Origin of the sequence: Halobacterium yunchengense (assembly GCF_037031165.1) — an archaeon.
GTDB lineage: Archaea > Halobacteriota > Halobacteria > Halobacteriales > Halobacteriaceae > Halobacterium > Halobacterium yunchengense.
Genome location: NZ_JAYEZL010000001.1, coordinates 567,480 through 593,143 on the forward strand (window position 1 = coordinate 567,480; position 25,664 = coordinate 593,143).

Annotated in this window: 23 protein-coding genes and 4 tRNA genes; 17 read left to right on the forward strand and 10 right to left on the reverse strand. The window is 62.0% G+C overall.

All coding sequences use genetic code 11. From position 1 onward, the window contains the following. Window positions 1-57 precede the first annotated feature (57 nt). The gene (locus tag U5911_RS02845) at window positions 58-858 is read left to right on the forward strand and encodes a M48 family metallopeptidase (RefSeq protein ID WP_418771519.1); all 801 of its coding nucleotides are present in this window, start codon (window positions 58-60) and stop codon (window positions 856-858) included. Continuing rightward, a complete protein-coding gene (locus tag U5911_RS02850; protein ID WP_336035136.1) occupies window positions 859-1,104 on the forward strand; it encodes a DUF6199 family natural product biosynthesis protein in 246 nt (81 codons plus the stop codon). A gap of 24 nt (window positions 1,105-1,128) precedes the next feature. Here the strand turns inward: U5911_RS02850 and U5911_RS02855 are convergent, their stop codons facing one another. Beyond that, window positions 1,129-1,743, reverse strand: a complete 615-nt coding sequence (locus U5911_RS02855; RefSeq protein ID WP_336035138.1) for a DUF309 domain-containing protein — start codon at window positions 1,741-1,743, stop codon at window positions 1,129-1,131. Between the two features lie 247 nt (window positions 1,744-1,990). Further along, window positions 1,991-2,063 (reverse strand) — tRNA-Arg (locus U5911_RS02860). A gap of 262 nt (window positions 2,064-2,325) precedes the next feature. On the opposite strand from U5911_RS02860, the gene U5911_RS02865 reads away from it, so the two are divergent. The 3 genes from U5911_RS02865 to U5911_RS02875 all read left to right on the forward strand — a co-directional run bounded on the left by U5911_RS02865 (window position 2,326) and on the right by U5911_RS02875 (window position 5,210). Then, window positions 2,326-2,832 carry a histidine kinase gene (locus tag U5911_RS02865; protein ID WP_336035139.1) on the forward strand — a complete coding sequence of 169 codons (507 nt, stop codon included), beginning with the start codon at window positions 2,326-2,328 and terminating at the stop codon, window positions 2,830-2,832. Between the two features lie 102 nt (window positions 2,833-2,934). After that, entirely contained in the window at window positions 2,935-3,603 is a 669-nt protein-coding gene (locus tag U5911_RS02870) for a hypothetical protein (protein WP_336035141.1), read from the forward strand. Window positions 3,604-3,755: 152 nt separating this feature from the next. Next, complete coding sequence (locus U5911_RS02875; protein ID WP_336035143.1) at window positions 3,756-5,210, forward strand: single-stranded DNA binding protein; 1,455 nt, start codon at window positions 3,756-3,758, stop codon at window positions 5,208-5,210. Between the two features lie 111 nt (window positions 5,211-5,321). On the opposite strand, the gene U5911_RS02880 is transcribed toward U5911_RS02875, so the two are convergent. Then, window positions 5,322-5,549 carry a hypothetical protein gene (locus tag U5911_RS02880; protein ID WP_336035144.1) on the reverse strand — a complete coding sequence of 76 codons (228 nt, stop codon included), beginning with the start codon at window positions 5,547-5,549 and terminating at the stop codon, window positions 5,322-5,324. Between the two features lie 160 nt (window positions 5,550-5,709). Next, the gene (locus tag U5911_RS02885) at window positions 5,710-6,375 is read right to left on the reverse strand and encodes an RraA family protein (RefSeq protein WP_336035145.1); all 666 of its coding nucleotides are present in this window, start codon (window positions 6,373-6,375) and stop codon (window positions 5,710-5,712) included. A gap of 200 nt (window positions 6,376-6,575) precedes the next feature. Here U5911_RS02885 and U5911_RS02890 point away from each other — a divergent pair, with 200 nt between their 5' ends. Together U5911_RS02890 and U5911_RS02895 are read left to right on the forward strand one after the other, a co-directional pair. Further along, the gene (locus U5911_RS02890) at window positions 6,576-7,007 is read left to right on the forward strand and encodes a histone (protein WP_336035146.1); all 432 of its coding nucleotides are present in this window, start codon (window positions 6,576-6,578) and stop codon (window positions 7,005-7,007) included. Beyond that, window positions 7,004-8,011 (forward strand): histone deacetylase family protein, encoded by a 1,008-nt coding sequence (locus U5911_RS02895; RefSeq protein WP_336035148.1) that lies wholly within the window; start codon window positions 7,004-7,006, stop codon window positions 8,009-8,011. Before U5911_RS02890 ends, U5911_RS02895 begins: the two co-directional genes overlap by 4 nt. 6 nt (window positions 8,012-8,017) lie before the next feature. Here U5911_RS02895 and cca read toward each other — a convergent pair whose 3' ends face one another. Continuing rightward, window positions 8,018-9,370 carry a CCA tRNA nucleotidyltransferase gene (cca, locus tag U5911_RS02900; RefSeq protein WP_336035150.1) on the reverse strand — a complete coding sequence of 451 codons (1,353 nt, stop codon included), beginning with the start codon at window positions 9,368-9,370 and terminating at the stop codon, window positions 8,018-8,020. 100 nt (window positions 9,371-9,470) lie between these two features. Between cca and U5911_RS02905 the strand changes: the two genes are divergently transcribed. After that, window positions 9,471-9,543: transfer RNA gene (locus tag U5911_RS02905), tRNA-Asn, on the forward strand. 83 nt (window positions 9,544-9,626) lie between these two features. Further along, a tRNA-Ile gene (locus U5911_RS02910) sits at window positions 9,627-9,734 on the forward strand. A gap of 568 nt (window positions 9,735-10,302) precedes the next feature. Here U5911_RS02910 and U5911_RS02915 read toward each other — a convergent pair. Continuing rightward, a complete protein-coding gene (locus U5911_RS02915; protein ID WP_336035152.1) occupies window positions 10,303-10,716 on the reverse strand; it encodes a type IV pilin domain-containing protein in 414 nt (137 codons plus the stop codon). A gap of 508 nt (window positions 10,717-11,224) precedes the next feature. Between U5911_RS02915 and U5911_RS02920 the strand changes: the two genes are divergently transcribed. Further along, window positions 11,225-11,298, forward strand: a tRNA-Phe gene (locus U5911_RS02920). Window positions 11,299-11,655: 357 nt separating this feature from the next. On the opposite strand, the gene U5911_RS02925 is transcribed toward U5911_RS02920, so the two are convergent. Both U5911_RS02925 and U5911_RS02930 read right to left on the reverse strand, forming a co-directional pair. Next, complete coding sequence (locus tag U5911_RS02925; protein ID WP_336035154.1) at window positions 11,656-12,324, reverse strand: HNH endonuclease family protein; 669 nt, start codon at window positions 12,322-12,324, stop codon at window positions 11,656-11,658. Between the two features lie 193 nt (window positions 12,325-12,517). Beyond that, the gene (locus U5911_RS02930; protein WP_336035156.1) at window positions 12,518-13,912 is read right to left on the reverse strand and encodes a bifunctional DNA primase/polymerase; all 1,395 of its coding nucleotides are present in this window, start codon (window positions 13,910-13,912) and stop codon (window positions 12,518-12,520) included. A gap of 449 nt (window positions 13,913-14,361) precedes the next feature. Between U5911_RS02930 and U5911_RS02935 the strand changes: the two genes are divergently transcribed. From U5911_RS02935 to U5911_RS02955, 5 genes are all read left to right on the forward strand, one after another. Next, entirely contained in the window at window positions 14,362-14,916 is a 555-nt protein-coding gene (locus U5911_RS02935) for a hypothetical protein (protein WP_336035158.1), read from the forward strand. Continuing rightward, complete coding sequence (locus tag U5911_RS02940) at window positions 14,913-15,125, forward strand: hypothetical protein (protein ID WP_336035159.1); 213 nt, start codon at window positions 14,913-14,915, stop codon at window positions 15,123-15,125. The genes U5911_RS02935 and U5911_RS02940 overlap by 4 nt, the downstream gene beginning before the upstream one ends. Before the next feature lie 91 nt (window positions 15,126-15,216). Further along, window positions 15,217-15,858: a hypothetical protein gene (locus U5911_RS02945; protein ID WP_336035160.1), complete on the forward strand. Its 642-nt coding sequence runs from the start codon at window positions 15,217-15,219 to the stop codon at window positions 15,856-15,858. A 162-nt stretch (window positions 15,859-16,020) separates the two neighbouring features. Beyond that, window positions 16,021-16,683: a DUF7978 family protein gene (locus U5911_RS02950; protein ID WP_472779956.1), complete on the forward strand. Its 663-nt coding sequence runs from the start codon at window positions 16,021-16,023 to the stop codon at window positions 16,681-16,683. Window positions 16,684-16,946: 263 nt separating this feature from the next. Beyond that, window positions 16,947-18,002: a hypothetical protein gene (locus U5911_RS02955; protein WP_336035163.1), complete on the forward strand. Its 1,056-nt coding sequence runs from the start codon at window positions 16,947-16,949 to the stop codon at window positions 18,000-18,002. A gap of 132 nt (window positions 18,003-18,134) precedes the next feature. On the opposite strand, the gene U5911_RS02960 is transcribed toward U5911_RS02955, so the two are convergent. Then, window positions 18,135-18,713 carry a hypothetical protein gene (locus U5911_RS02960; RefSeq protein WP_336035165.1) on the reverse strand — a complete coding sequence of 193 codons (579 nt, stop codon included), beginning with the start codon at window positions 18,711-18,713 and terminating at the stop codon, window positions 18,135-18,137. A gap of 537 nt (window positions 18,714-19,250) precedes the next feature. Between U5911_RS02960 and U5911_RS02965 the strand changes: the two genes are divergently transcribed. Continuing rightward, a complete protein-coding gene (locus U5911_RS02965; protein WP_336035167.1) occupies window positions 19,251-19,922 on the forward strand; it encodes a hypothetical protein in 672 nt (223 codons plus the stop codon). Here the strand turns inward: U5911_RS02965 and U5911_RS02970 are convergent. Further along, on the reverse strand, window positions 19,919-20,896 hold the full coding sequence (locus U5911_RS02970; protein ID WP_336035168.1) for a tyrosine-type recombinase/integrase: 978 nt from the start codon (window positions 20,894-20,896) through the stop codon (window positions 19,919-19,921). The genes U5911_RS02965 and U5911_RS02970 overlap by 4 nt on opposite strands. Before the next feature lie 548 nt (window positions 20,897-21,444). On the opposite strand from U5911_RS02970, the gene U5911_RS02975 reads away from it, so the two are divergent. Further along, window positions 21,445-25,593: an Eco57I restriction-modification methylase domain-containing protein gene (locus tag U5911_RS02975; protein ID WP_336035169.1), complete on the forward strand. Its 4,149-nt coding sequence runs from the start codon at window positions 21,445-21,447 to the stop codon at window positions 25,591-25,593. The last annotated feature ends 71 nt before the right edge of the window (window positions 25,594-25,664 follow it).

Sequence of the window (25,664 nt, forward strand, 5' to 3'; positions counted from 1 at the left end):
TTTATAAGTGCGAGCGCGTAAGCAACTCCCATGAGACACTGGGGACTCAAGATCCGGATGGCCGTCGTCGGCGCCATCCTCGCGGCGTTCTACCTCGTCGCGGTCGCCGCGGCGATGGTCGTGTTCGGTGAGGGCGTCCTCCCGATCGCCATCGTCGGCAGCGTCGTACTCGTCGGCTTCCAGTACAAGGTCGGCAAGTGGTCGGCGCTGCGCAGCGTCGGCGCGAAGGACATGCCGGAGGGCCAGTACCAGTACATCCACCAGATGGTGGAAAAGCACTCCCGCGACATGGGCATCAAGAAGCCCGACCTGAAGATCGCGCGCATGGGCGTGCCGAACGCGTTCGCCGTCGGGCGGCGCGGCGCCGGCACGGTCGTTGTCTCCGAGGAGCTCATCCAGCTGCTCGACCGCGACGAACTCGAGGGCGTCGTCGCCCACGAGCTCGCGCACATCGACAACCGGGACGTCGTCACGATGGTGCTCGGCCAGGGCATCGCGTCCGTGGTCGCCATCGTCGCCCAGTACGTCGTGTTGTTCACGGGCGACAACGACCTCGCGGACTTCTTCCTCGCGATCGTCGTCGGCAACATCGTGCAGTTCATCGTGATGATCTTCGTGCTCGCCATCTCCCGGTACCGCGAGTACGTCGCCGACGCCGACGCGAAGCGCGCCATCAACAGCGGCGACCCCCTCGCTCGCGCCCTCGAGAAGATCCAGCAGGGCAACGAGCGCGCCCACGACACCACCATCGACGACAGCGTGAACGCGCTGTGCATCTTCGGCGACGACCACGGCCTCGCGCGCCTCGTCGCCACCCACCCGCCCGTCGAGAAGCGCATCCAGCGCCTCCGCTCGTAGATGCCCGGGGTCCGCGAACTCCTCGCGGTCGTCCTCGGCGCCGCGCTCGGTCTCGCGCTCGTCGCGAAGCCCCGGGAGATGTTGCTGTTGTCCGTCTTCGTCGGCCCGAACCGGCGGCGCCGCCACGACGGCCGCTACGGCAGCGACGACCACCCGTTCGGCGACTGGGCGCCGCGGCTGGTGCGCGCGCTCGGCGTCGCGTGCCTCGCCGTCGCGGGGTTCATCGCCTACCAGAGCTTCCTGTAGTCCGAGCGGCCGGCGGCGCTTGCGCTAGTCGAAGAGACCGGCGACGTCGCTGTCGCGCTGGCGGCGCCGCTGGACGTGCTGGCGCAGCCGCGTCGCGACGAGCGCCCGCTGGTCGGTCTCGGTGACGAAGTCACAGAGCAGCACGCCGAACTCGTCCAGTTCGCCGTCCGCGAGCGCTTCGCGGGCGTACGCCGCGGCGTCCGCGAACACGTCCTCGTCGTAGCCCGCGTGTTCGGCGAGCACGACGGCCGCCGCGACGGCCGCGGGCGCGTCCAGGTCGGCGAGCGCGAGCGCCGCGCCGTCGTACCGGAGCGGCGGCGGCGACCGGCGTTCGACGACCTCGGGGTCGCGCGCGAGCGCCGCGAGGAACGCGCGGACGTCGCCGACGTTGACGCCGCGGTAGTCCGCGGGGAGGGCGGCGAGGTAGTCGCCGCCGCTCTCCGCGAGTCCCGCGGCGCCCGTCCAGTTCCGGTCGCGAGCGTGGTGGACGGCCGCCGTGAACTGGATGAGACCGTGCAGCAGGCGCTCGTCGCGGCTGCCGTCCTCGAGCGCCAGCCACTCGTCCTCCCAGGCGTCGTGGGCGGCGTGTTGCCGGCCGGCGTTGTAGATGGCGATGCCCGCGCGAAGCGCCGCGTCCATACGCTCGCTTGGACTGCCGCACGCAAACGCGTTTCGTCGGGACGACGCGGCGGTCGCTCGCGGTCGCGGTGACGCAGTATAGTGGGCGAAAACCGCCCGGGCGGAACGACGCGTCTGCACGACGCGAGAGCCCTCCGTGGCTCTCGCGGTCGTGGCGCCGAGAGCAGTTACGTCCGGACGGAGTCCGCGTGAGCGAAGCGAACGCGGGCCCGTCCGGTCGTTTCGAACGAGCGCAGCGAGTGAGAAACGTCCGGACGGAGATTTGAACTCCGGTCCCTGGCTCCGCAAGCCAAGAGGATAGTCCACTACCCTACCCGGACTCACTCGTTGGTAGCCCGGGGCTACGTAAAGCGGTTACGATTCGGGGGTCGCGACCACTCGTGGCGGGCGCGTCGAACCGTAGCTGGCGCGTCGAACCGTAGCTGGCGCGTCGAACCGTAGCTGGCGCGTCGAGCTGTGGGTGGGGGCCTCGAACCGTGGGGGAGGCGGCGGGCGGTGCTGGCCGCTGGCGGGGCGGCGAGGGTGGACGGCGCCACGTACGCTTACGGTCCAGGAGCGCGTCGAATGTGTCGGTGGTCACAGGTGTCCTCCGACTCCGGCGGTCTCGTCGGCGCCGTGGCGTCGAACCCCTTCGCGGGGGAGTGGAACTGGCGGGCGGGCGCGCTCGCCGGCTTCCTCGCTGCGGTCGTCGCCGGCGTCGCCGTCAGCGTGGTGCGCCTCGAGACGCTCCGGCTCGCCGTCGCGGGCCTGTACGGCTTCGAGGGGAGCCTCCTGGCGGGCTGGGTCGCGCACCTGGTGCACGGCGTCGTCTTCGGGCTGGTGTTCGCGTGGGTGCTCTCGGACCCCGGGTTCTACCACCTCGCGGACTCGTGGTGGAAGACGCTGCTGGCGGCCGTCGCGTACGCCGTCGTGCTGGCCGTCGCGGGCGCGGGCATCATCATGCCGATCTGGCTCGGGCTGCTCGGCGGGCCGGCGCTGGGGCCGCTGCCGTACGTGACGTGGTCGCTGTTCGGCTGGCACGTCCTCTACGGCGTCGTCCTCGGCGTGGCGTACCCGGTCGTCGAGCACCGGGTCGCGCCCGACCGCTGAGGGGCGTCGCGCGTCGCGCTCGCGACCCGCCGCGGAATTGTAGTTACGTCCCTGACACGACGGCGTAGGATTATAAGCCGGTACGCAGTGGGTCCGACAACGATGCGCGCAGGTGTAGTCGCACTCGTCGACGGCTCGTTCCGAAAGATCGACTCGTACGCGGAGACGACCGCGGACGGGGACCGCGAACTGGCCCGGCGGCTCGAGGTCGACCGCGTGTTCTCGCTGCCGGACGGCGACGCCGCGTTCGCCGGCCGCGCCGCGGCCGAGCGGGTCGCGCCGGACCGCGAGGTCAGCGTCGACGAGGACGGCATCACGGTGACCGACCAGCGGCGCGTGACCACGGCGTACACGGAGGTCGTCGGGGTCCCGGGGGAGTTCGTCGCCGCCGCCAGCAGCGACGGCGCGTTCGCGTTCGACCTCGTCGGCGCCGAGACCGGGACCAGCCTGGAGCGCGCCACCCTCGACCTCGACGCGTTCCTCGACGACCGGCCGGACGCGACGCCGTGGCGCGTCGGCGTCGCCGGCCGGGGCGACGGCAGCGTGAACGGGACGTTCCACGCAGCGGACCTCCGCGCGAGCCGCGACCTGGACGCGCTCCGCGACGGCGCGACGGTCACCCAGCTCGGGCTGGCGTACGACTACGGCGGCGACGCGGTGAAGATGACGGCCGCGCGCAGCGGCTACGTCGAGGTGTACCAGCCCGCCGCCTACGACGCCGCCGAGTTCCTGACGTACGTCCGGGACGAGGTCCTGGACTACGTCGCGTGACCGGGCGCGCCCGGCGCGCCGGTGGCCGACCGGAGGTTCAAACCGGAGGGCGAGCCACACCCGGTGTGCCGCCGAACGCCACCGACGACACCGGACGCGCACCGACACCGAAAACTCTTACCCCGGCCGCGTCCTTGGCCTGAACTACGATTATGGGCGCCATAGAGGAGGTCTACGAGGACCTCGACACCGACGTGTCCCTCGAGGAGTTCCGGGACGCCGTCGAGTCGAAGGTCGAGCAGATGGGCGGGCTGGCCGACGAGGAGACGGCCGCCATGCTCATCGCCCACGAGCTGGAGGACGGCGAGGTGAACGGCGTCGCGGACGTCGAACCGGAGATGGACGAGGTGAAGTTCGTCGCGAAGGCGACGAGCATCGGGGACGTGCGGACGTTCGACCGCGACGACGACGAGAACCCCGAGGGCCGCGTGGTGAACGTCGACGTCGCCGACGAGACGGGCAGCGTCCGCATCTCGCTGTGGGACGAGCAGGCCGAGGCCGCCGCCGACGAGCTCGCGGTCGGGGACGTGTTGCGCGTGAAGGGCCGGCCGAAGGACGGCTACAACGGCGTGGAGGTGAGCGTCGACCAGGTGGAGGTCGACGACGAGACGGAGGTCGACGTCCAGGTGCAGGACGAGTACCGCGTCGAGGACCTCTCGCTGGGCATCTCTGACGTGAACCTCACCGGCGAGGTCCTCGGCGCCGAGTCGGTGCGGACGTTCGACCGCGACGACGGCAGCGAGGGGAAGGTCTCGAACCTCGTGCTCGGCGACGAGACGGGCCGCGTGCGCGTGACCCTCTGGGACGAGCAGGCGGAGACCGCGACCGAACTCGAACGGGGGGAGGTCGTGGAGGTCGTGGACGGCTACGTCCGCGAGCGCGACGGCAGCCTCGAGCTCCACGTCGGCGAGCGCGGCGCGGTCGAGCCCGTCGACGCCGACGTCGCGTTCGTCCCGGACACGACGCCCATCGAGGACCTCGAGATCGACGACACCGCGGACGTCGCGGGCGTGATCCGGTCGGCGGACCCGAAGCGGACGTTCGACCGCGACGACGGCAGCGAGGGCCAGGTGCGGAACGTCCGCGTGCAGGACGACACGGGCGACATCCGCGTCGCGCTCTGGGGCGAGAAGGCCGACCTCGACGTCGGGCCCGGCGACGAGGTTGCGTTCGTGGACGTGGAGATCCAGGACGGCTGGCAGGACGACATCGAGGCGTCCGCCGGCTGGCAGGCCTCCGTGATCCCGCTCGCGGACGGCGCGACCACCGCGGACGACGGCGGCGACGAGCCCTCGGGGCTCGCCGCGTTCGAGGACAGCGGTGACGACGCCGACGGGGGCAGCGGTGTCGGCGCCGGCGACGACAGTAGTGACGACGGCGGCAGCGGTGACGCCGCGAGCGGCGACGCTGGCGGTTCGGCGGCGAACGGCGACGACGAGGAAGTGGAGTTCACGGGCGTCGTCGTGCAGGCCCAGAACCCCGTCATCCTCGACGACGGCGAGGAGACGCTGAGCGTCGAGACGGACGCCGACGTCACGCTCGGCGAGGAGGTGACGGTGCGCGGCCGCCTGGACGACGGCCGACTGCGCGCAGAAGAACTGCACTGACTGGCGGCTGTACTGAGTCGGCGGCGGCGTCAGTCCCGGGGCTCGTCGTCGCCGTTCCCGTCGCGCGGCGTCAGTCCCGGGGCTCGTCGTCGCCGTTCCCGTCGCGCGGCGTCAGTCCCAGGGCTCGTCGTCGCGGGGGTTGTCGGGGTTCGCGCTCTCCCTGGCTTCCTCGTGGCGCGCCCGGTCCTCGTGGTCGAGTTCATCCTCGATGCGTTCTTCCTCGTGTTCCCGTTCGGCCTGCCGTCGGTCCTCGACGGCGTCCTCGGCTTCCGCCTCGTCGGCGTCGACCTCCTGGTCGGCGACGTCGCGGGCGTCGGCCTGGTGGGGGTCGTCGGTCATACACGTCGCCGTTCGCTCGCGCGCCGGAAAGGCGTGGTGGCGGCTCCCGGGCCGGCGGTTCGAGCGCCGCTCGAACCGGGCAGTCGAGACCGGCCGCGGCGCGTCGCCGGAAGCACGCGCGGAGCAGCGCGGACCGCCACACCCCGCGGGCGGTCTGCGCTCAGAAGGTCTGGTACTCCTCGAAGGCTTCCAGTGGGTCGGCCCCGTCGCGGAGTGCCCCGCGGAGGGCCGCCTCGTTCTCGCGGTCCGCCTCGGCAGCCACGAGCACGTCCTCGGCGATGGACTCGGGGACGACCACGACGCCGTCGACGTCGGCCACGACGACGTCACCGGGCGCGACGCGGACGCCGCCCACGACTGCTGGCGCGCCCCACTCGAGGAGTTCCCAGCGCGGGCTGCTGTCCTCCGGCGTCGCGAACTGCGTGAAGACGGGGAACTCCTGTTCGAGGATGAGTTCGGTGTCCCGGACGCCCCCCTCGACGACGGCGCCGCGACAGCCGGCGTTCGCGAGCGCGATCGTCGAGAGCTCGCCGATGTGGGACGAGTCCGTGTCGTTCGTGTTCACGGTCAGGACGGAGTGCTCGGGCGCGTCACCCAGCATCTCCAGGAACCGTCGGATCTGTTCGTCAGGGTCGACGCTCCTGTTCGTCCGCCCCTCGGCGGGGTACGCCACGCCGGCCGCGCGCATTCCGCGCTCCAGCGGACCGAGACCGGCGTCGAGCGTCTGGTCTCGATACCCCAGCTCGTCCATCGCGTCGGTGACGAGACCCGTGTACAACTGTTCGAAGCGGTCACAGAGCTCCGCCGTCGGAATCTGGGTTCCCATCTCGAACGTAGGTTCTCCAGGCCGCACATAAACCCTCGCGCGCCCCGGCGCCTCCACGCGACCGACGCGTCGTCCCTCGCGCTTCGACTGCCCCGCCGGGCGGCGTCGGCCGTCGAGTCACCGGACTGCGTTCGTCGTCGCTGACAGTCCCCTCCCGGGCAACGGAAACAGTTAAGCGTGCGACAGCCACCCATTGACGCATGAGCGTCGAACTCCCGTTCGCGCCGGTGGACGCGGTCATCCGCCGGCACGCGGGTGACTTGCGGGTGAGTGCTGACGCGGCGGCCGAGCTCGCACGACGCATCCAGGAGCACGGCGCGGCGCTGGCGGTCGACGCCGCCGAACGCGCGGCCGACGACGGCCGGAAGACGCTGATGGCGTCGGACTTCGGCGTCGGCGAGGTGCCGGACGCGGACTCGCTGACGCTGCCCGTCGCGCCGGTCGACCGCATCGCCAGACTCGACGTCGACGACCAGTTCCGCGTCTCGAAGGCCGCCCGCGTCGCGCTCGCGGACGTCCTGGAGGCGTACGCCTCGGAGGCCGCCGAGGGCGCGGCCGTGCTCGCCGAGCACGCCGGCCGCCGCACGGTACAGGCCGAGGACTTCGAGACGTACTTCGAGCTGGTGGAATGAGATTCGGCTTCAGCGACGCCTGCCTCGACCACGACCCCGGAGAGCGCCACCCGGAGAGCCCGGACCGCCTGCGCGCGATCAAGCGCGGGCTGGCGAAACGCCACGGCGTCTCCTACGAGGACGCCGCGCCCGCCACGGTCGCGGACGCCACCGCGGTCCACGACGCCGACTACGTCGAGCGCGTCCGCGAGTTCTGCGAGGACGGCGGCGGGAACTGGGACCCCGACACCGTCGCCGTCGAGGCGACGTGGGACGCCGCGCTCGCGGCCGCCGGCCTCGCGAAGGACGCGACCCGCGCCGCGCTGAACGGCGCGGACGGCCGGAACACGCCGTTCTCCCTGGGTCGGCCGCCCGGCCACCACGCGGTCGCGGACGACGCGATGGGCTTTTGCTTCCTGAACAACGCCGCGGTGGCCGCCCAGCACGCCATCGACGACCTCGGCGCCGACCGCGTCGCGGTCTTCGACTGGGACGTCCACCACGGCAACGGCACGCAGGACGTCTTCTACGACCGCGGCGACGTCTTCTACGCGTCCATCCACGAGGACGGCCTCTACCCGGGGACGGGCGCCGTCGAGGAGACCGGGACGGGCGACGGCGAGGGCGCGACGCTGAACGCGCCGTTCCCCGCGAACGCGGGGGACGCCGACTACTGCGCGGGGTTCGACGACCTCCTGGCGCCCGCGCTCGCGGACTTCGACCCGGACGTGTTCCTCGTGAGCGCCGGCTTCGACGCCCACCGCCACGACCCCATCTCGCGGATGCACGTCTCCACGGAGGGGTTCGGGCTGCTCGCGGACCGCGTGCGGTCGCTCGCCGACCGCACGGACGCGGCGCTGGCGTTCGTCCTCGAGGGCGGCTACAGCCTCGACACGCTCGCCGAGGGCGTCGGCGTCGTCCACGAGACGTTCGACGGCCGCGAGCCCGTCGGGCCCGACGACGACGTCAGCGACGACGTCCGCGACCTCCTCGAGGAGCTCCGGGCGACCCACCCCGCGCTGTAGCGGGACTCAGACGCGCGGGTCGAAGTACGCGGCGAACTCGGCGCCGAACTCGTCGGCGAGCGACGCCACGTCGCCGCCGGTGAGCACGTCGTAGTCGCCGGCCTCGACGACCGACTCGACGTGCGTGCCGAGCGCGACGTCCGCGAGCCGGCGCTCGGCGAACTCGCGGGCCGTCCTGACCTCGCGGGCGCGCTCCACGACGTACCGGTCGCCGTCGAGGAACGGCCCGTAGGCGTCCTCGCCGGCCGCGTACTTCTCGTAGAACCCCTCGGCGTGGGACTCGACGTAGACCGGCGGGCCCTCGTGGCGTTCGACGGCGGGGAGTTCGCTCACCGCGAGTTCGGCGAACAGGACGGCGCGGTCGCGCGCCCAGGTCGCCGCCCGCAGCACGGAGAAGCCGCGGTCGTCGAGGCCGCGCGCGAGGCCGTCCCGGGACCGGTAGAGCTGGGGGTAGAGCTGGTCGTCGACGAGGTCCGGCGCGTCGAAGACGACGGCAAGCGGCGTCGTCCCGCGGTCGGCGACGTGCTCGCGGACGTCGGCGGCGGTCAGCGGGTCGGGCGTCGACGGCTCGAAGACGGCCTCGCCGGGGTCGGCGAGGAACTCGCGCGCGTAGTGAATGACGCGGGCGACGTTCTCCGCGGCGACGACCGCGGCGACGTTCCGCTCGGGGTCGGTGGGGTCGACGACGACGAGCGGGTCGTCGAAGGACGCCGCGGCGTGGTCCTCGGGGTCGACGACGACGGGCGGCCGCCAGCCCCGCATCGCCTCGAGCGTCTCCCGGAAGCCGCCGTACTCGACGACGAGCAACTCGGTGAGGTAGCCGGAGAACCCGCGCGTGCGGAGGTCGCTGCCGTACGCGCCGACGCCCTTCAGGAACTGCTTGCAGAGCCGGACATCGGCCGCGAGGTCGTCGGTCAGCCGCGCTTCGAGGTACGCGTTGTGGAAGGGCGTGCGGTCGACCGCGGACTGGATGTCCGTCGCCGCGTCGAGGCGGTAGCACGGCACGAGGTCGACGTCGTACCCCTCGAACTCGCCTTTCACGTAGGGGTGTTCGGCGTACTCCTCGCGGCCGTCGGGCAGCACCGCGTTCCCGACCTGGAGGCCGTAGGCTTCGAGGGCGTCCCGGGGGAGGTCGGACGGGAACCGCACGAACAGGTCGATGTCGCGGTCGCCAGCCACCCACGTCCCGCGCGCGGTGCTGCCGACCTGCACCACGTCCGCGTCCACCGGGAGGTCCGCGATGGCCTCCCGGGCGCGGTCCGCGAGCCGTTCGGCCGCCGCGGCGAGCGCGCGCCGCTCGGCGGGCGTCGGGTCGACGCGCTCGCGGACCGCGTCGACGACCGCCTCGAAGTCGCTCATACCGACGGCTTCACGCGGCCACCCCTTTGCCGTGTCGATGCCCGGGCCTGCTGGCGAAACGAAAGCCATTTCAAAACACGCCGGCTACGGTGGCCTGCAAGCCGCCATAGCTCAGTTGGTAGAGCACCTGGTTGTTACCCAGGTTGTCCCAGGTTCGAGCCCTGGTGGCGGCGCTTCTCCGACGCTCACTCGCGCAGCGGCGCGAGCACGGAAATCCCGACAGGCTAAAGGTTCGGCCGCGGGAATCGTGAGTCGAGGGGCCTTAGCTTAGTCTGGTTCAAAGCCCCCGGCTCATATCGGCCGTCGTCCGGTTCGGTGGCCGTGGGACACCGGGTGAGCGGTGGTTCAAATCCGCCAGGCCCCACGTTTCTGGCACGTCGACCGCCGAGCGCTGTCTGCGCGAGGCGTCGACAGCAGTAACTGGGGTGAGCGGATTTGAACCCTGGAAGGCGCGCGCAGCGAGCGCGGCGAGCGAGCACGCCTTCCTCCGGTTCAAATCCGCCAGGCCCCATTCCTGCGACCGCAACCGACGAGCACCGCGGAGCGTGTGCGAGTCGTTGCGTGCAGTGAATTGGCGAGCGGATCTGCACGCCGTCGCGACCGGAGGGAGCGACGGAAGTTCAAATCCGCCAGGCCCCACGTTTCTGGCACGTCGACCGCCGAGCGCTGTCTGCGCGAGGCGTCGACAGCAGTAACTGGGGTGAGCGGATTTGAACCCTGCGAGACGAACGACGTGAGCCTCGCTCCGGTTCAAATCCGCCAGGCCTCGAAGCATTCCGTTTTACGATGACGGATGGTTTACGACGAAGGCTTGCCAGTCCGTATTCACAATCGAGTGGAAGTACCCCGTCCGATGAAGCTGTACTTCGAGTAGCGTGTCTGCGTTTCGTGCTCAGTCGAAGAAATGAATGCCGAATGGTGGTCGTACCGCGTCAGTCGTCGATTGTGACTGTCTCTTGGGTGACCACGGTCTCGGAACCGCCAGACCCGACGGCGACGACTGTTACTTGAACGTCCCCACTGCTGACGTCCAGGTCTCCGCTGGAATTATTATATAGGGTTAAGGAATCGCCGACACTGGTGAGAGTGTCGTTCTTGCCATCAGCGGAGACGACGAGTTCCTCCGCGTTCCCTTCACTGATCCATGTCACACTCGCTGTGCCGTCGTCGTTCTCACTCACGTCGGCCCCAGCGTTCACGTTCTCGTTGACGGAGTCGCCGAACCCGAGCACGAAGCTCGCGATGACGGCTGCGAGAATCACCGTGATGGCGACCATCAGGATGACACCGATGACTGGCGATACGCCCCGTTCGTCCCGGTCAGGGATTTCGAAACTGATTTTCATTGTGGTCCTGCGCGCGGTCCTGGCCCCACCCGCGCTTACACACACAAGTGACTACCTCGTAATAAACTCATCGGGAAAACACTTCAAGTGGTCGATAACTGGCTTGCTGGCGTCTGACACGGGTCGTTCGCGCGTCACAGGGTGGGCCGGGCCTCGGTGACGAACCGCGTGGTGGGGCGGGCCGCCGCGGAGCCCTCCCGCAGTGTCGTCCGCGTCGCGGGTCGGCTGGACGGACCTCCGCCCGTGCACGCGACCCCCTGGCGCCGGCGAGGAGCGTGCGGCACGCCGTCCCGGCTGGAAGTCACGCCGTGGCAGGCCCGGAGGTCTCGCGACGCCGGACGTCTCACTCCAGTCGCCAAACGAATGGTGTCGTCACCACGGCCCTGACTGTCGAATCCTCGCGGTGCAGCGCGCCGCGTCGCGCCCCGTCGCCGACGCCGATAATCGCCGCCCGGCACCGCCCGGATTCGAAACCCTTTTTCCTGCAACCGCCGTCTCACCGACTGGCGCCGCCTTAGCTCAGACTGGGAGAGCACTCGACTGAAGATCGAGCTGTCCCCGGTTCAAATCCGGGAGGCGGCATTCCTCATTCACTCTAATTTCATTCGCACGCAGACACCGCCTTACGGCGATTTTGCGGCCGAAATGCCGATTAGAGTTGACCATGGATTCACTCGCGCCCCGACGCCTTCTGGCGCTTCGCTCTCATTTGAATTGGGAGGCCCTTGTAGTTACTCGTGCCCCTGTACGACCCACACAGCCACTAAGACGCTGAATCTCTCTTCAGAGAGGGGGCGCACGCGGCAATAGCGCGGGAGGGTATTCTGAGGTCGCTAACGAGTCCATAGAGCGGGCCCAGGAGAAGAGCAGAGGAAGACGCCTGCCAGATATTATCTTCGCTCATGGCGCAGTCTACGCGCGCTCACGAGATGTAGCGGATTAGGCAGATGACTTCGTCGGCCCCGGAGCCCACAGGTCTTCCTCTTCATCCTGCTTCTCTGAATCAGAACTGGGAATTCCTGGTCCCCACGTCGAGCGACAGTCTTCTTCGGACGATGGCTGGCCCGTCACCAGAACGGGGAATCCATCTTCCTGAGTCCAGTCATCGCGATGGTGCGCGCGCTGATGGACCTCCCGACTCAGCAGTTCAATATTCTCATGTCGATTGTCCCACGGGACACTGTTTCGATGATGGCAGTGGTAGTCCCCACCCGAGAAGACTTTCTCTGGGTCGGCTCCCTCAGCGATAGCAACTAACTGGTGGAGTCGGACAGCGTCGTTCTCTCTGGTTCCAGGGATTCGAGATTGCGCGCGTTCGTATCCACTACTGTCCAGCCCAAAACTGGCTCGCTGGACGCGAGTGGCGACATGCTGTCGACGCTCGACGCCATGCTGACTCATCCAGTAGTGGATCGTTCCTCGATGTGTACCCCACTCTTCTTCCAATTCCTTCAGCGTCTTCCCCTGTTCGAAGTACTGTTCTCGGAGCGCATCCTCGAGTTTGTACTTTTCAATCGGAGCGAGCTTGTCGTCCAGCGTGAGTCCCCTATGAGTCTCATCGTCAGATTGGCCTGAGTGGTTTCGAAGTGCACCCTCTTCGAGGAACACCTTCGAACACCCGTCAATTGGACACTTGAAGATGTCCTGGCTGGGTGACTGATTAGCCCCCTCGCGGGCACTCCGAATTCGTTTGAGTTCATCACGGCTCTCGGTCCCGTTCATAGCGAACTCCCTCTCATTTCAGATATGCTAACTAATTCGGCCCTCTCACTATAGGAAACGGAAGAGATAGGGAGGGGAATCATAGTCCCACCTCAATTCCCAGTTCTTCGCGGCGCTCTTCTGGGATTTTTAGTTCGTAGCCATCGAGGTAGTAGTAGCGCTTGCGCCCATCCCTAACGGACTTCACGGTGAAGGGTGTCGAATCGTCGTCCTGCATCTTCCTGAGTGCCTCATAGACCTGTGTTTCTCCTCGGTCAACTCGGGGATGCTCAACGATCTCAACCTTCCGAGCGAGGACTAAATCGCAGAGAGCATCCTGAACTCGGTCGACGATTGGATAACCGACTTCCGGTCGATCCTGGCGAGTATATTTGGTGATTCCCAGCCCTGGGTCGTATTCGGACCTCTTCGAAACAGCGTAATCAAGAACCTGTTTTCGGTGCTGGTCGTTTTCGAGGAACTTCCGCCTACTGCTCTTGGTTGAATCACTGGTATGGGCGTCCGTATCTGAGTTTCTCTGGAAGAGGGTAGTTAGAACGTCCTCCACAACCTCCCGATCTCGCGCCATATAGAACCCGACCTGTTCTGCAAGCCACCCCTCTGACTCATGTCGATCATCAGCAAATCGTGTGTCGTTGAGATTCCCCTCAATGATAGCGTCAATCGTCTCTGAAGCAGCAGAGTCGAGCATCGTTTGATACCGGCTTTCTACGTCAAAGCTCGCTTCAATCTCCCCGAGGGAGTCAGGCACTTCATTATCGAGTTTGACCGGTGGCGAATCATGTGAAGCGTTGGGCTGATTGTTCGGAGTCAGTTCTTCTGGAAGGTCTTCCGTTTCGAGGGGCGCTACTCCGAGGTTCGAAACTACGTGGTAGATTCCTCCACTCGGATGAATCGACCCGGGAAGAACGACGTACCAATTATGAGCGCGTACCTCACCCGCCTGGTCGAGATCGCCCTTAGCCTTCGAGTTCTGGACGCTACCAGTGTTCTCGAAGGTTTGATGATATCCCGTTCCCGAACCCGACTTCACCGTTAATGTGTTCGAGTCTGCAGGAAAGAGGTCTGGCCGGTCATGGTCAGTGAATACCAATCCCTCCGTCTCATGACTGGGTTTGCCAGCGTACAAGCAGAATCCTCTCACACCATCCCTGCGAATCTGCTGTATTGCAGTCCCTCCACGAACAAGCAAAGATTCTGCTTCATCTGAGTCCAAAGAGCAGCGACCCTGGATAATTGGGGCCTTTCCCTCAGAATCAAGCGGCATCAGCCGAATGTTCCGCCAACCTGAATCGGCTAATGCACTAAGATACTCCTTGAGGAGATTAGCCCGCTCGTCGTTCGAGACGTTACAAGTACAGAGGTCGTTCTCATGGTTACAAGCTGTTGGTGCTTGTAGCGCCTGCGCTAAAACACGCTTAGAACCAACCTCAGCCCCCACAACCTCATTAGCGTCGCTTCCAAATTCACTCATGGAGTTCGAGTTCCTCCTCGGCTCCCGGAGCTCGGCGTTGGTCGAGTTCCACTCCCATGTTCGTCTCGGGGGTCCCGGTTAGGCACCCGCCCCCGAACACCAGTCCATTCATGATCTATCAGTCGTTCTTAGCGAGTTCAGCAGCCCCTCGCTCCAAAAACTGATTCCACGTCAGGCCAAGATTCTCCTTGACCTCTCTGGCCTTTGAAATCGATTTCTCATGGGCTGCAACGTCATTATAGCCATCCGGGTATGCCATGCTAATTCATGGGGATTGGGGAATATCAAGGACCGGTGTCCCCTATTGGGGTATAGAGGAAACTTGGTCATTATCATAAGATAAAATATACTTACCCCAGGACTAGAAATACCGGTAGAGAGATTACATAGGATACAATTTGCGGAATTTCCCCAACATCCCTATCCCGTATAACTCCATTATTAGACATATGGGATCGAGCATTCCAGAGGAGGGAGTCAAACAGTTCGTCGAGGAGCAGGTGGAGGAGATAATTTCTGAAGTCGAGCAGGCCGTTCAGGAGTATCAGAAGCAGCAGTTAGCAGTCAAGTTTGAGGAATTGACTCAAGATGTTCAATCCGAACTCGAAGGCCGAAACGTCGATACCAGCCGAGCGAACACGCGGGAAGTCGTTCAAGAGAACCTGCTTGAAACGATATCCGGGACCGAGCGGCTGGAAGGACGAACTATTGAGATTCCCGTCGGCGGTCGAGCCAACAAGAGGGAGTCGACAAAAATGAAGCTGACGGACCGCGACCCACCGACGAAAACCATCGAAGTGCCCATCGAAGGTGGCGACGTAGAGAATCCAGAGACCGTCGAGAAGGAAGTCATCGACCCAGACATGTCAGACGCGAGGTTATCCGAGGGAATGAGCACTGAGGAAGTAGCGCGGCTCAACGAGTACGGAGAGGGCGACGAAGATGAAGGGGAAAAGTCCCGCGCAGACGACGTTCCGGAAGGCGGCTTCCCTTGGTACCAATGACGATGAGTGAGTCAGATTCCGGATCTGTGACGCCGGCAGATGCCGATCGAGTCGTCAAGCGGGAGAAGAACCAAGCCTACAATCCGGCAGTCTCCACGGAAGAGGTTGCCGAAAAGCTCGGTATCAGTACCGAGGAAGCGTTCGACCTACTCGAAGAAGCCCCTCGGCCCGATGGGAAGCCCGTAGGAAACACCACAATCTGGTGGTAATAGACGTACAGAACCCAGTCAGAGAAGAGTCTGAATTTATCTCCATCGGTGTTGTCTCCACCTCTTCCCTGAATCACTCGAATCAACATCCATGACCGGTGACAAAGAGGACGAGTATCTCGGTCGCGAGATCGACGCCGTCCCGAAGGTCGAACCAGCCGAGGAGTGCAACGGGAGAAAGACTGAACGCCCCGAGGACGGAGATCGAGTGTTCGCCGGCTACTGTTCACTGCCCGCCGGATGGGGAGTCGTCGAAGGCGGGGAGGACGGGCGACGGTGCAAGTTGCATGGTGGAGTACCTGGTGGCGGTGCGCCAGCGAACAACCAGAACGCGACCAAGCACGGGCTGGACGCTGATCCTCATCACTACTACCAATCACTGCCTCCCAAAGAGCAGCAGTTCATCGAGGAGTTGGCGAGGACCATCGAAGATCGAGTGCGTGAGAACACGGGGAGCGTCGACCACACAGATCGGATTCTGTCGCGACAGGTCGCGATCCAAGTGCACATCTCAACGAAGGCGTCCAAGTACGTCGAAGGGAAGTCCGGGCTGGTTCAGAAGATGCAAGGTCGGCGTGAGGCAGCTCCGCTACTCGAAGAGGTACGAAAGTACGATAATTCGATCTTCCAGAGTCTCAAGGAACTCGGCGTCCTCGAAGACCCCGAGAGTGCGAAAGCCGACAGCGTCGATTCTTGGCGGGAGTTCCTCGAAGGCGGGGAGAATTCCGAATAGCTCGTGAGCGCGCGTCTCTGCGATTCCTCGCTCCATCAGACCAAATCCGCTGATTCAGAGGACGATTGGCAGGAAGCGGGCAATATGGCGGCCTCTGTGGAGATGAGGGGGTAAGTAGATAGCGGGAGCATCTTTTTTGGAAATGAGAGTCAACCACCTGACATGGTAGAAAGCCGGCAGGGAAGTCAGTCCACTAGCAGTTCATTGTCAGCGAAGTTCCGCGAACATTTATCCGGCTTCTCGATTCTGACAGGAGTGATATCATTCATAGCAGGGAATATTCTTCTTTACCTGTTCAAATCAAGTACCGTGCGTTCCCGATTCGTAGGTGGGTTTCAATTGACTTCGGGGAGTTCTCCTGCGGAACTTGGTGCTTCTGTTCCGCCAGCTTGGAAGTTGACTTCGTTGAGGTACTATTTGGCACACAATGCCGAATTGTACGTAATTGCAACCCCAGATTCCGGAATTGCTAGGTCGTTTAGATACTCTCCGGGGGCATTTTCGCTTGACGTAATTGTCTGGGCCATACCGATGGGTGTACTTCTCCTAAGTGGTTACTTGGTAGCGAATCAGCATGAGTTGAGAAGTATAAGTGAAGCAGTATTCCGCGGTAGTTCTGTCCTCTATGGATATACCATAGCAGCAATACTAGGCACACTATTCGTTGAAATAGTAGTAAGGGGGAACAATGTGACCATGGAGATGGGACCAACTACAGGATCAGTAATTCTCCTTGTCGGAATTGTCTGGCCGATTCTTTTCGGTGGAGCAGGGGGAGTAGTTTCTTTCATTTTGCGCGAATCTACTAAGGAGGTCACACCATAGAAGCGGCCTCACAAAAATCCCTGAGACACCAACTCTCGAACTCATTTGATTGACCATACGATTAAGCATCAATCACGTCAATAGGACGTGACCGGGGTCCATCTCATGCCTGAGCGGTCGGATTCTAAGACGAGATACCCTCTTACTCGTAGAGCCCAGATCCGCCAATACGGCGTTGCTTGGAATGACGCTGAAGGTCCATGGTACATAGTAGAGGTGCGTCAATCGTTATTTAATTGGAGGAGGGTCAGAATGCCACCATCATGAAAGGAAATGTTGAATATTCTGAATTAGAGGAAAAGACACCATTTACAGAGAGTCTTCGGGGGCGAGTTATTCCAACGGGATTCATCTACGCCCCAGGTGAGAATGAGGAGCTCCCCGATTTCACTGAGGATGAAGATTGGGTCAGCTTCATCCCAAGTCCAGATGGCGAACTCCATTTCCTTTCTGCAGAGCCGATTTCTGGAGTCTACTTTGGCAAAGAACCAGAGGACCCAGACAGTGATTTGAATATCCCCTTCTTGGAACTCTACTATCAAAGATTATCTTGGCCGGACATCGCCGGTTTATTCACGAATATTCTGGATGATATTAGAAACCTTGCAGCGTCACTTTCTAAATTAGCGGTTTTTCAAAGAACACTCTCGGAATCAACAGTAGGATTACAACGTCTCATTCAAAGTGAGTTAGAATACATATTCATGGTTTCACGGAGTATGTATGATCACCTGCAGTTTGTGGCTGGGAACACATGGGACAAGGTGGTCCCGACGAGAGAGGGGGATGATTTCAGTGCCAGTCTACCCACAAGCTCATTCAAAGATATTGCATTGAACGGTGGAGAACCTGTTCCCGCGGATACTCTTCAGAGCAAGTATGGATTCCCGGAAGGACTCGCTGAATTCTACTCAAATGAAGCAGAAGAGTTCAAGAAGATACGAAATTTCCGAGATGAAGTAGCACATCAAGGAAACTCTCCAGACGCGATATTCCAGACAGAAAACGGATTAGCCGTAGATGTTGAATCTAATCCGTACTCCAGGTTTGACATATGGAAAGATAACCAAGTAGATGAAAATAACCTTGCTCCACTCTGGCCGTTCGTAGCTCACATCGTAGACCACACCATCTCTGCGTTGGACCGGTTCGTATCTGGATTACTGGATAAACCGCTACATCTCCCCCACGAACTGGCTGAGGGATATAACGTGTATCTCCGAGGGCCTCACATCCCCAATATTGATCAGACAGAGAATCTCAAAATGGAAGATGAGTGGGGCGAGGAGTTTATCGAGACAGTAGAAGGTCAAATTTGAACACAGATTTGATCAGCTCAATGTGGGAACCAGCTTCGTGATGTTTCCGCTAACACACTCTCTGGTTAGATGAAGTACACAGCGCGAGGCTGCTCGGGGACGATTAAATAAAATTGACTGAGGGTGGAAGGCCTACTCGTCGGCGTCCTTCGCCGCTTCGACCTTGTCGTAGACGACCGAGTACCCCTCCTCCGTGAAGCGGTACTTGCTCGGGTCGGCGTAGGGCCGGAGAACGTACCGTCCAACGGCCGTGTTCACCTTGTCCTTGACCTCGTTGAAGTCGTACCTGTCTTCGACTTCTTTGAGGAGGTCCCGGGTGATGCCCTCACGGTCGCAGACCTGATCAACTAGTGTGTGGAGCGCACTCGCGTTACCCCAGGGGGCCGCGTTCCGAGTGTCGCGCCCGGGGTCGTACTCCACATCCAGGATAATGGGGTTCGTCCCACCCTGGAACTCCTTCACGAGGTAGCCCTCCTCGGTAAGGTCGTTTAGGAGACGAGTGTAATCGAGCGAAGTGAGTACCCGCTCCTTGTCGTCTATGACGTCCTCCACGTCGTCCTTGTCCTCCACGTCGTCTTGGAGATCAGGACGGTTGAACGTCTGAGGCCCGTGAACGTGGGCTATAGTCAGTACTACTCGGCGTCGTGCCGTGGTCAGTTCTTCCCACGGCGTGAGTTCGTCAGTTGGTGATGAGCTTGTCGTCGAACTCATTCATTCTGCGTCCGCAACACCGCAGAATAGGAAAACTATTTCATAGGGCCCTCCTAACGATGAAGCAAGCCCTCATAGCCTCCAGTGCGGCGGGGACCCCAAGTCCCTGCGGACGGGGGCGTTTAGGGGGCGAGGCAGCTGGCCCGCGTGATTCCTTGGCAGGTGGCGCGGGCCGAATCGCGTTCAATTGTTGTGTTCAATCGTAGGCTGGGATCGCCAGCGTTTGCCGTAAACAATGTCAGGTTGGGACTTAAGTTTTCCCCCATCGAAAATCCCGGGTATTGAATCAATCATTGATTTCCGGGCCTTTCCCTATATTTTAGAATTCGGCTGGGTTTAGGAGGTAAGCGAGTGAGCGTCTGGATTACTCCTTGAAATTATCCTACTGAGCGCTTCTAAGACCTAAATACGAGTTTGCCAAAGCCGATTTCAATCCTTCAGAAAGAATTCCTGGAACCACATCCAGAATTCTCCGGGAATTCAGGTTCATTTCTGCGAAGAACTTATGTTTGCACAGTATGACTGTACGAGCGAGCCATGGAAACCACAGCAAAATTAGAATACGGGCCGCTGGAGGTGGAGATACACGCTTTTGACGACGAAGAGTACCAACAAGAAGTTCTAAATCTTATTCAGTTCATTGAGGACAATCAGGAGTCTTTGGACGAACTCGGTGAGGCTTCTGAGCCCGCGGAGATAGATCATTCCAAATCTGAAGTAGTGTCCCTGGAAGAGTTTGAGGAGAGCGGTCAAGAAGAATCAGAAATCGAAGTCACCAGCCAGGACGAGGAGTCAGGGCCACTGGCAGAAATTGCTTCAGAACTGAGAGTCTCCGAGCCAAGGTTGGAAAGATTCATCTATGTAGACCCTGATAAGGATGATTTCCCCGTTTTGTATATCGATGAGATGGGAGATATTGGTGATAGGAAGACAGACCGACAACGGATCTCTTCGCTTATTCTATTATATGTCTGGCATGAGTACTATGGTGAAGAGAGAATCAAATCTTCATCTCTGAAAGATGCCCTCGAACTTTCCGACATATCCTCGTCAGGCATGGGGAACATGTACCAGGGCGAAGGTGACCGCTATTTCGACCGACGAGGTAGAGGACCCTCGGCTACAGTGAGTCTCACTCCCCCAGGTAAGAGGCAAGCCAGGAAGCTGTTGAAAAGATTCGCAGAGGCGCAAGAATCGGACCAGGATTAGATATTATCCAGATATCCTCGCCGCTGTTCAACCTTCACCGCCTCATCGCGCTTATCGTAGTGCTTGTCGAGAACGTCTTGTCCGACATTCATGCGGTCGGAGACGACTTTCTCGGGCACGTCTTCGGTCAGGAAGTAAGTGATGGAGCCGCGCCGAACGTCGTGGGGAGAGACGTTGACTGGGCACTTGCTGTAGCCGCCGTAGGATCCTCCCTCGCAGTTGTCGGGGTCGCGTCCCTTCGGGCACTCAGCATAGAAGCAAGGGCGAGTGACGCGATAGACGGCGTCCCGAATGCTTGAGCGATTCATGCGGCCATTCCGGCTCGTGAGCAGGGGTTCACGGCCCTCATCATCCTCAACCGGGTGACGATTCTGCTCGATCCAATCTTCGAGTAGACGGCAGATTTCGGCGTCCAAGGCAATCATCCGCTCTCCCTCTCTCCCATTCTTCAGCGGAGTCCCGGTGTCGGGACGGTGGTGCAGTTCGACACGCTCTCCGTCTGGGTCGTAGTCGTCTACGTCGAGGGAGTGGAGCGTCCCGAGTCGAATTCCGGTGTGCCAGAGGAGTTCCATGATGACGTGAGCGCGAGACGCCCACTCGAACTTCCGCTGGTATTCCAGCAGTTCCCCGGCCGCGTCGGATCGAAGGATGCTCTCGCTCTGTTCGTCGGTCTTCTTCAATTCCGGCATCAGGGCGTCGAACTTCTCGTGCAGGTCCTGCTCAACTGCATCGATGGACCCGCACCAGCGAATGAAGATTCGGAGAGCGTCGAGTTGGCCCTGTAGTGTGATGGGTTTCAGCCCGCCGTCGTCTCTCCGCCACGTCTTGAACCGCTGAAGATCGCGGCCGGAGAGGTCGTTCAGGTTGTCGAGCCCCTCAACGTCCTGGCACCACCGGATGAAGTGCTTGAGGCGGTAGTGATAGCCGCTGAGGGTGCTTTCTGAGACTTCGTTCTTCCGTGCTTCGAGGTACATCTCTTTCGCCGCAGCCGGCGAAATGGGTTCAATTTCTTCGCTCATGGGTTGGTTCTCTGAAGCGCAGAAACGACGAGTAGAGCGAGTGAAACGCCCAAAATCCATGAGCTGTCCCCGGTTCAAATCCGGGAGGCGGCATCATTCTGCGGCCGACAACGCGAACGAGCGCAGCGAGTGAGCCGTCGGCCGCGAATATGCGACCCGAGCGGATTCTGAACCCGACGAGTCGCAACCGTGAGCGGAGCGAACGGTCCGTCTCGACTCGGTTCAAATCCGGGAGGCGGCATTTTCCTGCGACCGAGGGGAGCAGTGGAAATGCTCCCGACCGCGATTCGAACCCTGGAAGTCGCAACCGCGAGCGCGGCGAGCGGTCCGTCTTCCATCGGTGCAAATCCGAGAGGCGGCATACTCACACTTTTCCGCCTCGGGTGTCCTCGCTCGCGTCGCTCGCCGCGGTACGCTGATTCGATCGGGGAGCGGGGAGCGCGCCACAGTGACGTGTTCCCATAGTTTGAATAGCGTCTCCGACGGCGTCTGTTGCATCCACGATGAGTCAGGCGACGCTGGGCTCGACGCCCTACCAGAACTCGAGTCTGTTCTCCGGTTACTACCTCGACGAGCGAATCTACGACCTGGACGACTGGGACTGCGACGAGGAAGCGAGCGAGGCCTTCGACGACCTCCAAGTCCTCTGGGACCTCGAACGCGACCTCGTCGACTCCTACAACGAAGACGAACTCCTCGACGCTTGGATCGACGAGGTACTGGACGTCCTCGGCTACGACACGCTCTCAGAGACGACAATCCCTGACGGCGGCGGCCACAACGACCGACTGCTCTTCGATTCGGGGGAGACGCGCCGGAATGCGGCCAAACGGAAGAAAGACGGCGACGTCGAGGCCGCGTACAGTCTCGCGTCCGTCGCCCTCGAGGCGAAACAGTGGAACGCGGACTTCACCGCGCGGTTCAGCGAACAGCGCTCCTACCGCGACGCCTCCCACCAGATCAAGTACTACCTCGAACACACGCCGGACAACCTCCAGTGGGGGATTCTGACCGACGGCCGCAAGTGGCGGCTGTACGGCACGAAAGACTACGCGACCGAAATCTACTACGAGGTCGACCTCCCGGAGCTGCTCGATTCGGGGAGCCTGGAGCAGTTCAAGTACTTCTACGCGTTCTTCCGACCGGAAGCCTTCCACGAGACCGCGGGGACGTCGTTCCTCGACACGGTCTGGAACGAATCCGAGACCGCCGCCCAGGAACTCGGCGAGGACCTCCAGGACAACGTCTTCACGGCGCTGCGCGTGCTCGGCGAAGGCTTCCTCCACACGAACGACCTGGACATCGACCCCGACGACGAGGCGGCGCGAGCGGAGCTAAAAGAACAGTCACTGGTGTTGCTCTACCGGCTGATGTTCGTCCTCTACGCCGAGTCCCGAGGCCTGATTCACCCAGAGGACCCGGACAAGCAGGACGAGTACGAGGAGCACTTCAGCCTCACGCAGTTGCGGTCGGAGATCCACGACGACATCCAGTCCGGCGACGACTTCGAGGACTACAGCGGCCACTCCACGCAGAAGTGGAGTCGCCTCGAGGACCTCTTCGACCTCGTCGACGAAGGCGAGCAATCCCTGGGAATTCCGCCGTACAACGGCGGGCTCTTCGACGACGACCAACACGAGTTCCTCGCGAACAACGAAGTCTCGGACCGCCACATCGCGGAAGTCATCTACCGCCTCGGTACGACCGAGGGTGACGACGACGAGTTCGTGCTGGCGGACTACGCGGACCTGGACACGCGCCACCTCGGCAGCATCTACGAGGGCCTGCTCGAGCACGAGTTCCGGATCGCGTCCGAGCAGTACGCCGCGGTCGCGGAGGACGGCGGGCAGGTGTGGAAGCCGGCGACGGAGGTCAGCGTGGCGGACGCGGTCGAGACCGTCGACGAGGGCGAGCTCTACGTCGTGAACGACGACGGCGAACGGAAGGCCACGGGCGCCTACTACACGCCGGACTACGTGGTCTCGTACATCGTCGAGGAGACCGTCGACCCGCTGCTCGAGGACATCAAGGCGGACCTGCGCGCGGACGGCCTCGCGGAGGGCGACCGCGAGTTCTTCCGGCGGTTCTGGCAGGCGGTGAAGGACCTGAAGATTCTGGACCCGGCGATGGGGAGCGCGCACTTCCTGACGAGCGCGACGGGCTACCTCACCGAGCAGGTGATGGAGGTCGTCCGCGAGCAGGAGATCCAGTCCTACGACGAACAACACCTCCGCCGCGAGATCGCCAAGGAGTGCATCTACGGCGTGGACGTCAACGGGATGGCCGTGGAGCTGGGGAAGCTCTCGATGTGGCTGGAGACCCTCGCCGCGGACCAGCCGCTGGCGTTCCTCGACCACCACCTCAAAACCGGGAACTCACTCGTCGGCTCCGACATCACCGAAGTGCTCTCCGACGACGTCGACGACGAGGGCGGTCAGTTGACGCTGATGCAGGCGGCGGCGCGCGCTCGGAAGAACACCCTCGAGCACGTGATGGAGTTGATGCAGGAGTTGCTGGCCATCGACAACGAGACGCTGGAGGACATCAAGTCGATGGAGGAGATCTACGACGAGATCCGCGACGACCCGCTCTACCAGCGGCTCTTCGAAATCGCGAACGTCCACACCGCCGAGGAGTTCGGCCTGGACGTCCCGGAGGGCGTCTACGAGGAGATGGCTGGCGCCATCGACGACGCCGACGACTGGGCGGAGATCCGCGGCGAGGACTGGTTCGCGTCGGCGCAAGCGATGGCCGACGAGGAGGACTTCTTCCACTGGGAACTCGAGTATCCGGAAGTATTCTTCGGGCAGGGTGGGGAGAAGCGCGAAGATGCGGGCTTCGACGCTGTCATCGGTAACCCACCTTGGGGACACCCTGGGGAAAACAAAGACTACCTCAAAGTCAAATTCAGCGAGATTGTTAAGCGGCTACCGGATACGTTCGCTTACTTCACCGAAGAAGGACTCAGATTGGGGAAGGATACAGCGAACTATGGGCTAATACTCCCAAGTGTAGTTCTATTCCAAAGCGAGTATTCCAAATTACGTCGAGAGCTCATTGGATCTGGACTTAGTCAAGTTTCTGACCTCGGGGAGGGCGTATTCGCTGATGCGGTCGCACCTTCTGCTGTAATCATTGGTTCAAGGATCGCCAACACGACCGAATTGAGTATACGAAATCTCCGAAGTGAGGACCCACAAACCCTCGGGAGCAATCTCGTTGGAGCAATTGAATTTCCGATAGAAAGCGTCCTTTCGGAGGAAGATGCAGTCATTCCAACGTATAAAATAGAACATAGGAGAATACTTTCCGAGTTACAGGAGCAGCACGGACGCTTGGGGAGTCGATTCGATGTTGAACAGGGAATCCAAACTGGAGGTGACGAAGCGTTCACAGTCTCCGAGTCGGAGATGGAAGAGTACAACTTGGAAGAAGAACTCCTGCATCCGGTTCTGTTCGGATCTGATGTAACTCCTTTCTTCGTTTCAGAGCCGAATCGGTATATTCTCTACATAGAGCGGGATATAGAGGCGAATCAAATCCCGCAAACAATCGAATATCTTGAACAATACAGAGGCAGTTTGGATTCCGTCAGCGAAGTAGAAAAAGGAATTCGACCGTGGTACACTCTTCATAGGCCACGAAATCCAGATATTTTTGAACAATCCAAAGTCCTTCTACGACAGACAGGAGACACACTGATAGCAGGACTAAGCAGTGACGATACTTACACAGTCGACAGCTTGCTGTGTATAACGCCAAAGAAGAACTTCACCGATCTCGAGACCCTGGTTTTGCTGTTAAACTCAACTCTACTTCGAGACCTCTATGATACTATTACCCAAGAGAAGGGGCGAGTGTTCTCTCAGGTCAAGCCACAGAACGTGAAGAAACTCCCACTCCCGTCATTTGACCATATTGACTCGCGACTTGCGGAAGCCTCCATTTCTGAAACGGAAGTAGCGGGGGAATCGGTAAAGAACGTCAACTCAAGCACGGGTCTAGCAAAGTTACATTCGTTCCGTTCGGACTTGGGCGATAGCCGTGCCAACCTGAATTTGGAGCTCCTAGACCATTTAGGAGCTTACTCGACTGGAGACTCTATCAGCGAGGTTGGCTTTTCACAACCACCAGAGCAGTCTGCCGACTCAATTCTCCAGAAAACCACCGAGCAAAAGCCTAACCTCCGCGTCGGCGGAGCCACGGTTAAACGCGAAGACGATGAGACTGTCGAAATCCGCCTCACCGCTCGCTACAAGCCCGACGACGAGGACGGCCACGAGACCGACCAGTGGGGGTACACGGAGACCGAACCCCTGCCAGCCCTCCGCATCACCGACCTCACGGAGACCGAAGCCGACCTCGTCGAGGCGTTCGTCCCGGTCGCCGTCGACGAGGCCGGTGGGTTCGCGAACTTCCGCGAGACCGCCACGAAGACGAACTCGCTCGTCGACCGCCTGCGTTCGCTCACGCTCCCCGCCGTCGACGACGTCGAGGACGGACTCCAGAGCTATCTGGAGACCAAAGAGCGCGCCGAGGAACTAGACGAACAGATCGAGCGGACGGACGAACTCATCGACGAGATCGTCTACGAGCTGTACGGACTGACCGACGAGGAGATCGAAATCGTCGAGGAGACCGTCTCCGCGTAGCGTCGGTCCCTCCGCGGGCCGGAGCCGCGAGACCGGACGGACGACTCCGGCTGTCGCGTGCTATCACCCAT

Coding starts and splice junctions, on each gene's coding strand:
- U5911_RS02845 (WP_418771519.1), top strand. CDS start 58: ATGGCCGTCGTCGGCGCCATCCTCGCGGCGTTCTACCTCGTCGCGGTC.
- U5911_RS02850 (WP_336035136.1), top strand. CDS start 859: ATGCCCGGGGTCCGCGAACTCCTCGCGGTCGTCCTCGGCGCCGCGCTC.
- U5911_RS02855 (WP_336035138.1), bottom strand. CDS start 1,743: ATGGACGCGGCGCTTCGCGCGGGCATCGCCATCTACAACGCCGGCCGG.
- U5911_RS02870 (WP_336035141.1), top strand. CDS start 2,935: ATGCGCGCAGGTGTAGTCGCACTCGTCGACGGCTCGTTCCGAAAGATC.
- U5911_RS02875 (WP_336035143.1), top strand. CDS start 3,756: ATGGGCGCCATAGAGGAGGTCTACGAGGACCTCGACACCGACGTGTCC.
- U5911_RS02880 (WP_336035144.1), bottom strand. CDS start 5,549: ATGACCGACGACCCCCACCAGGCCGACGCCCGCGACGTCGCCGACCAG.
- U5911_RS02885 (WP_336035145.1), bottom strand. CDS start 6,375: ATGGGAACCCAGATTCCGACGGCGGAGCTCTGTGACCGCTTCGAACAG.
- U5911_RS02890 (WP_336035146.1), top strand. CDS start 6,576: ATGAGCGTCGAACTCCCGTTCGCGCCGGTGGACGCGGTCATCCGCCGG.
- U5911_RS02895 (WP_336035148.1), top strand. CDS start 7,004: ATGAGATTCGGCTTCAGCGACGCCTGCCTCGACCACGACCCCGGAGAG.
- cca (WP_336035150.1), bottom strand. CDS start 9,370: ATGAGCGACTTCGAGGCGGTCGTCGACGCGGTCCGCGAGCGCGTCGAC.
- U5911_RS02915 (WP_336035152.1), bottom strand. CDS start 10,716: ATGAAAATCAGTTTCGAAATCCCTGACCGGGACGAACGGGGCGTATCG.
- U5911_RS02930 (WP_336035156.1), bottom strand. CDS start 13,912: ATGAGTGAATTTGGAAGCGACGCTAATGAGGTTGTGGGGGCTGAGGTT.
- U5911_RS02935 (WP_336035158.1), top strand. CDS start 14,362: ATGGGATCGAGCATTCCAGAGGAGGGAGTCAAACAGTTCGTCGAGGAG.
- U5911_RS02940 (WP_336035159.1), top strand. CDS start 14,913: ATGACGATGAGTGAGTCAGATTCCGGATCTGTGACGCCGGCAGATGCC.
- U5911_RS02945 (WP_336035160.1), top strand. CDS start 15,217: ATGACCGGTGACAAAGAGGACGAGTATCTCGGTCGCGAGATCGACGCC.
- U5911_RS02950 (WP_472779956.1), top strand. CDS start 16,021: ATGGTAGAAAGCCGGCAGGGAAGTCAGTCCACTAGCAGTTCATTGTCA.
- U5911_RS02955 (WP_336035163.1), top strand. CDS start 16,947: ATGAAAGGAAATGTTGAATATTCTGAATTAGAGGAAAAGACACCATTT.
- U5911_RS02960 (WP_336035165.1), bottom strand. CDS start 18,713: ATGAGTTCGACGACAAGCTCATCACCAACTGACGAACTCACGCCGTGG.
- U5911_RS02965 (WP_336035167.1), top strand. CDS start 19,251: ATGGAAACCACAGCAAAATTAGAATACGGGCCGCTGGAGGTGGAGATA.
- U5911_RS02970 (WP_336035168.1), bottom strand. CDS start 20,896: ATGTACCTCGAAGCACGGAAGAACGAAGTCTCAGAAAGCACCCTCAGC.
- U5911_RS02975 (WP_336035169.1), top strand. CDS start 21,445: ATGAGTCAGGCGACGCTGGGCTCGACGCCCTACCAGAACTCGAGTCTG.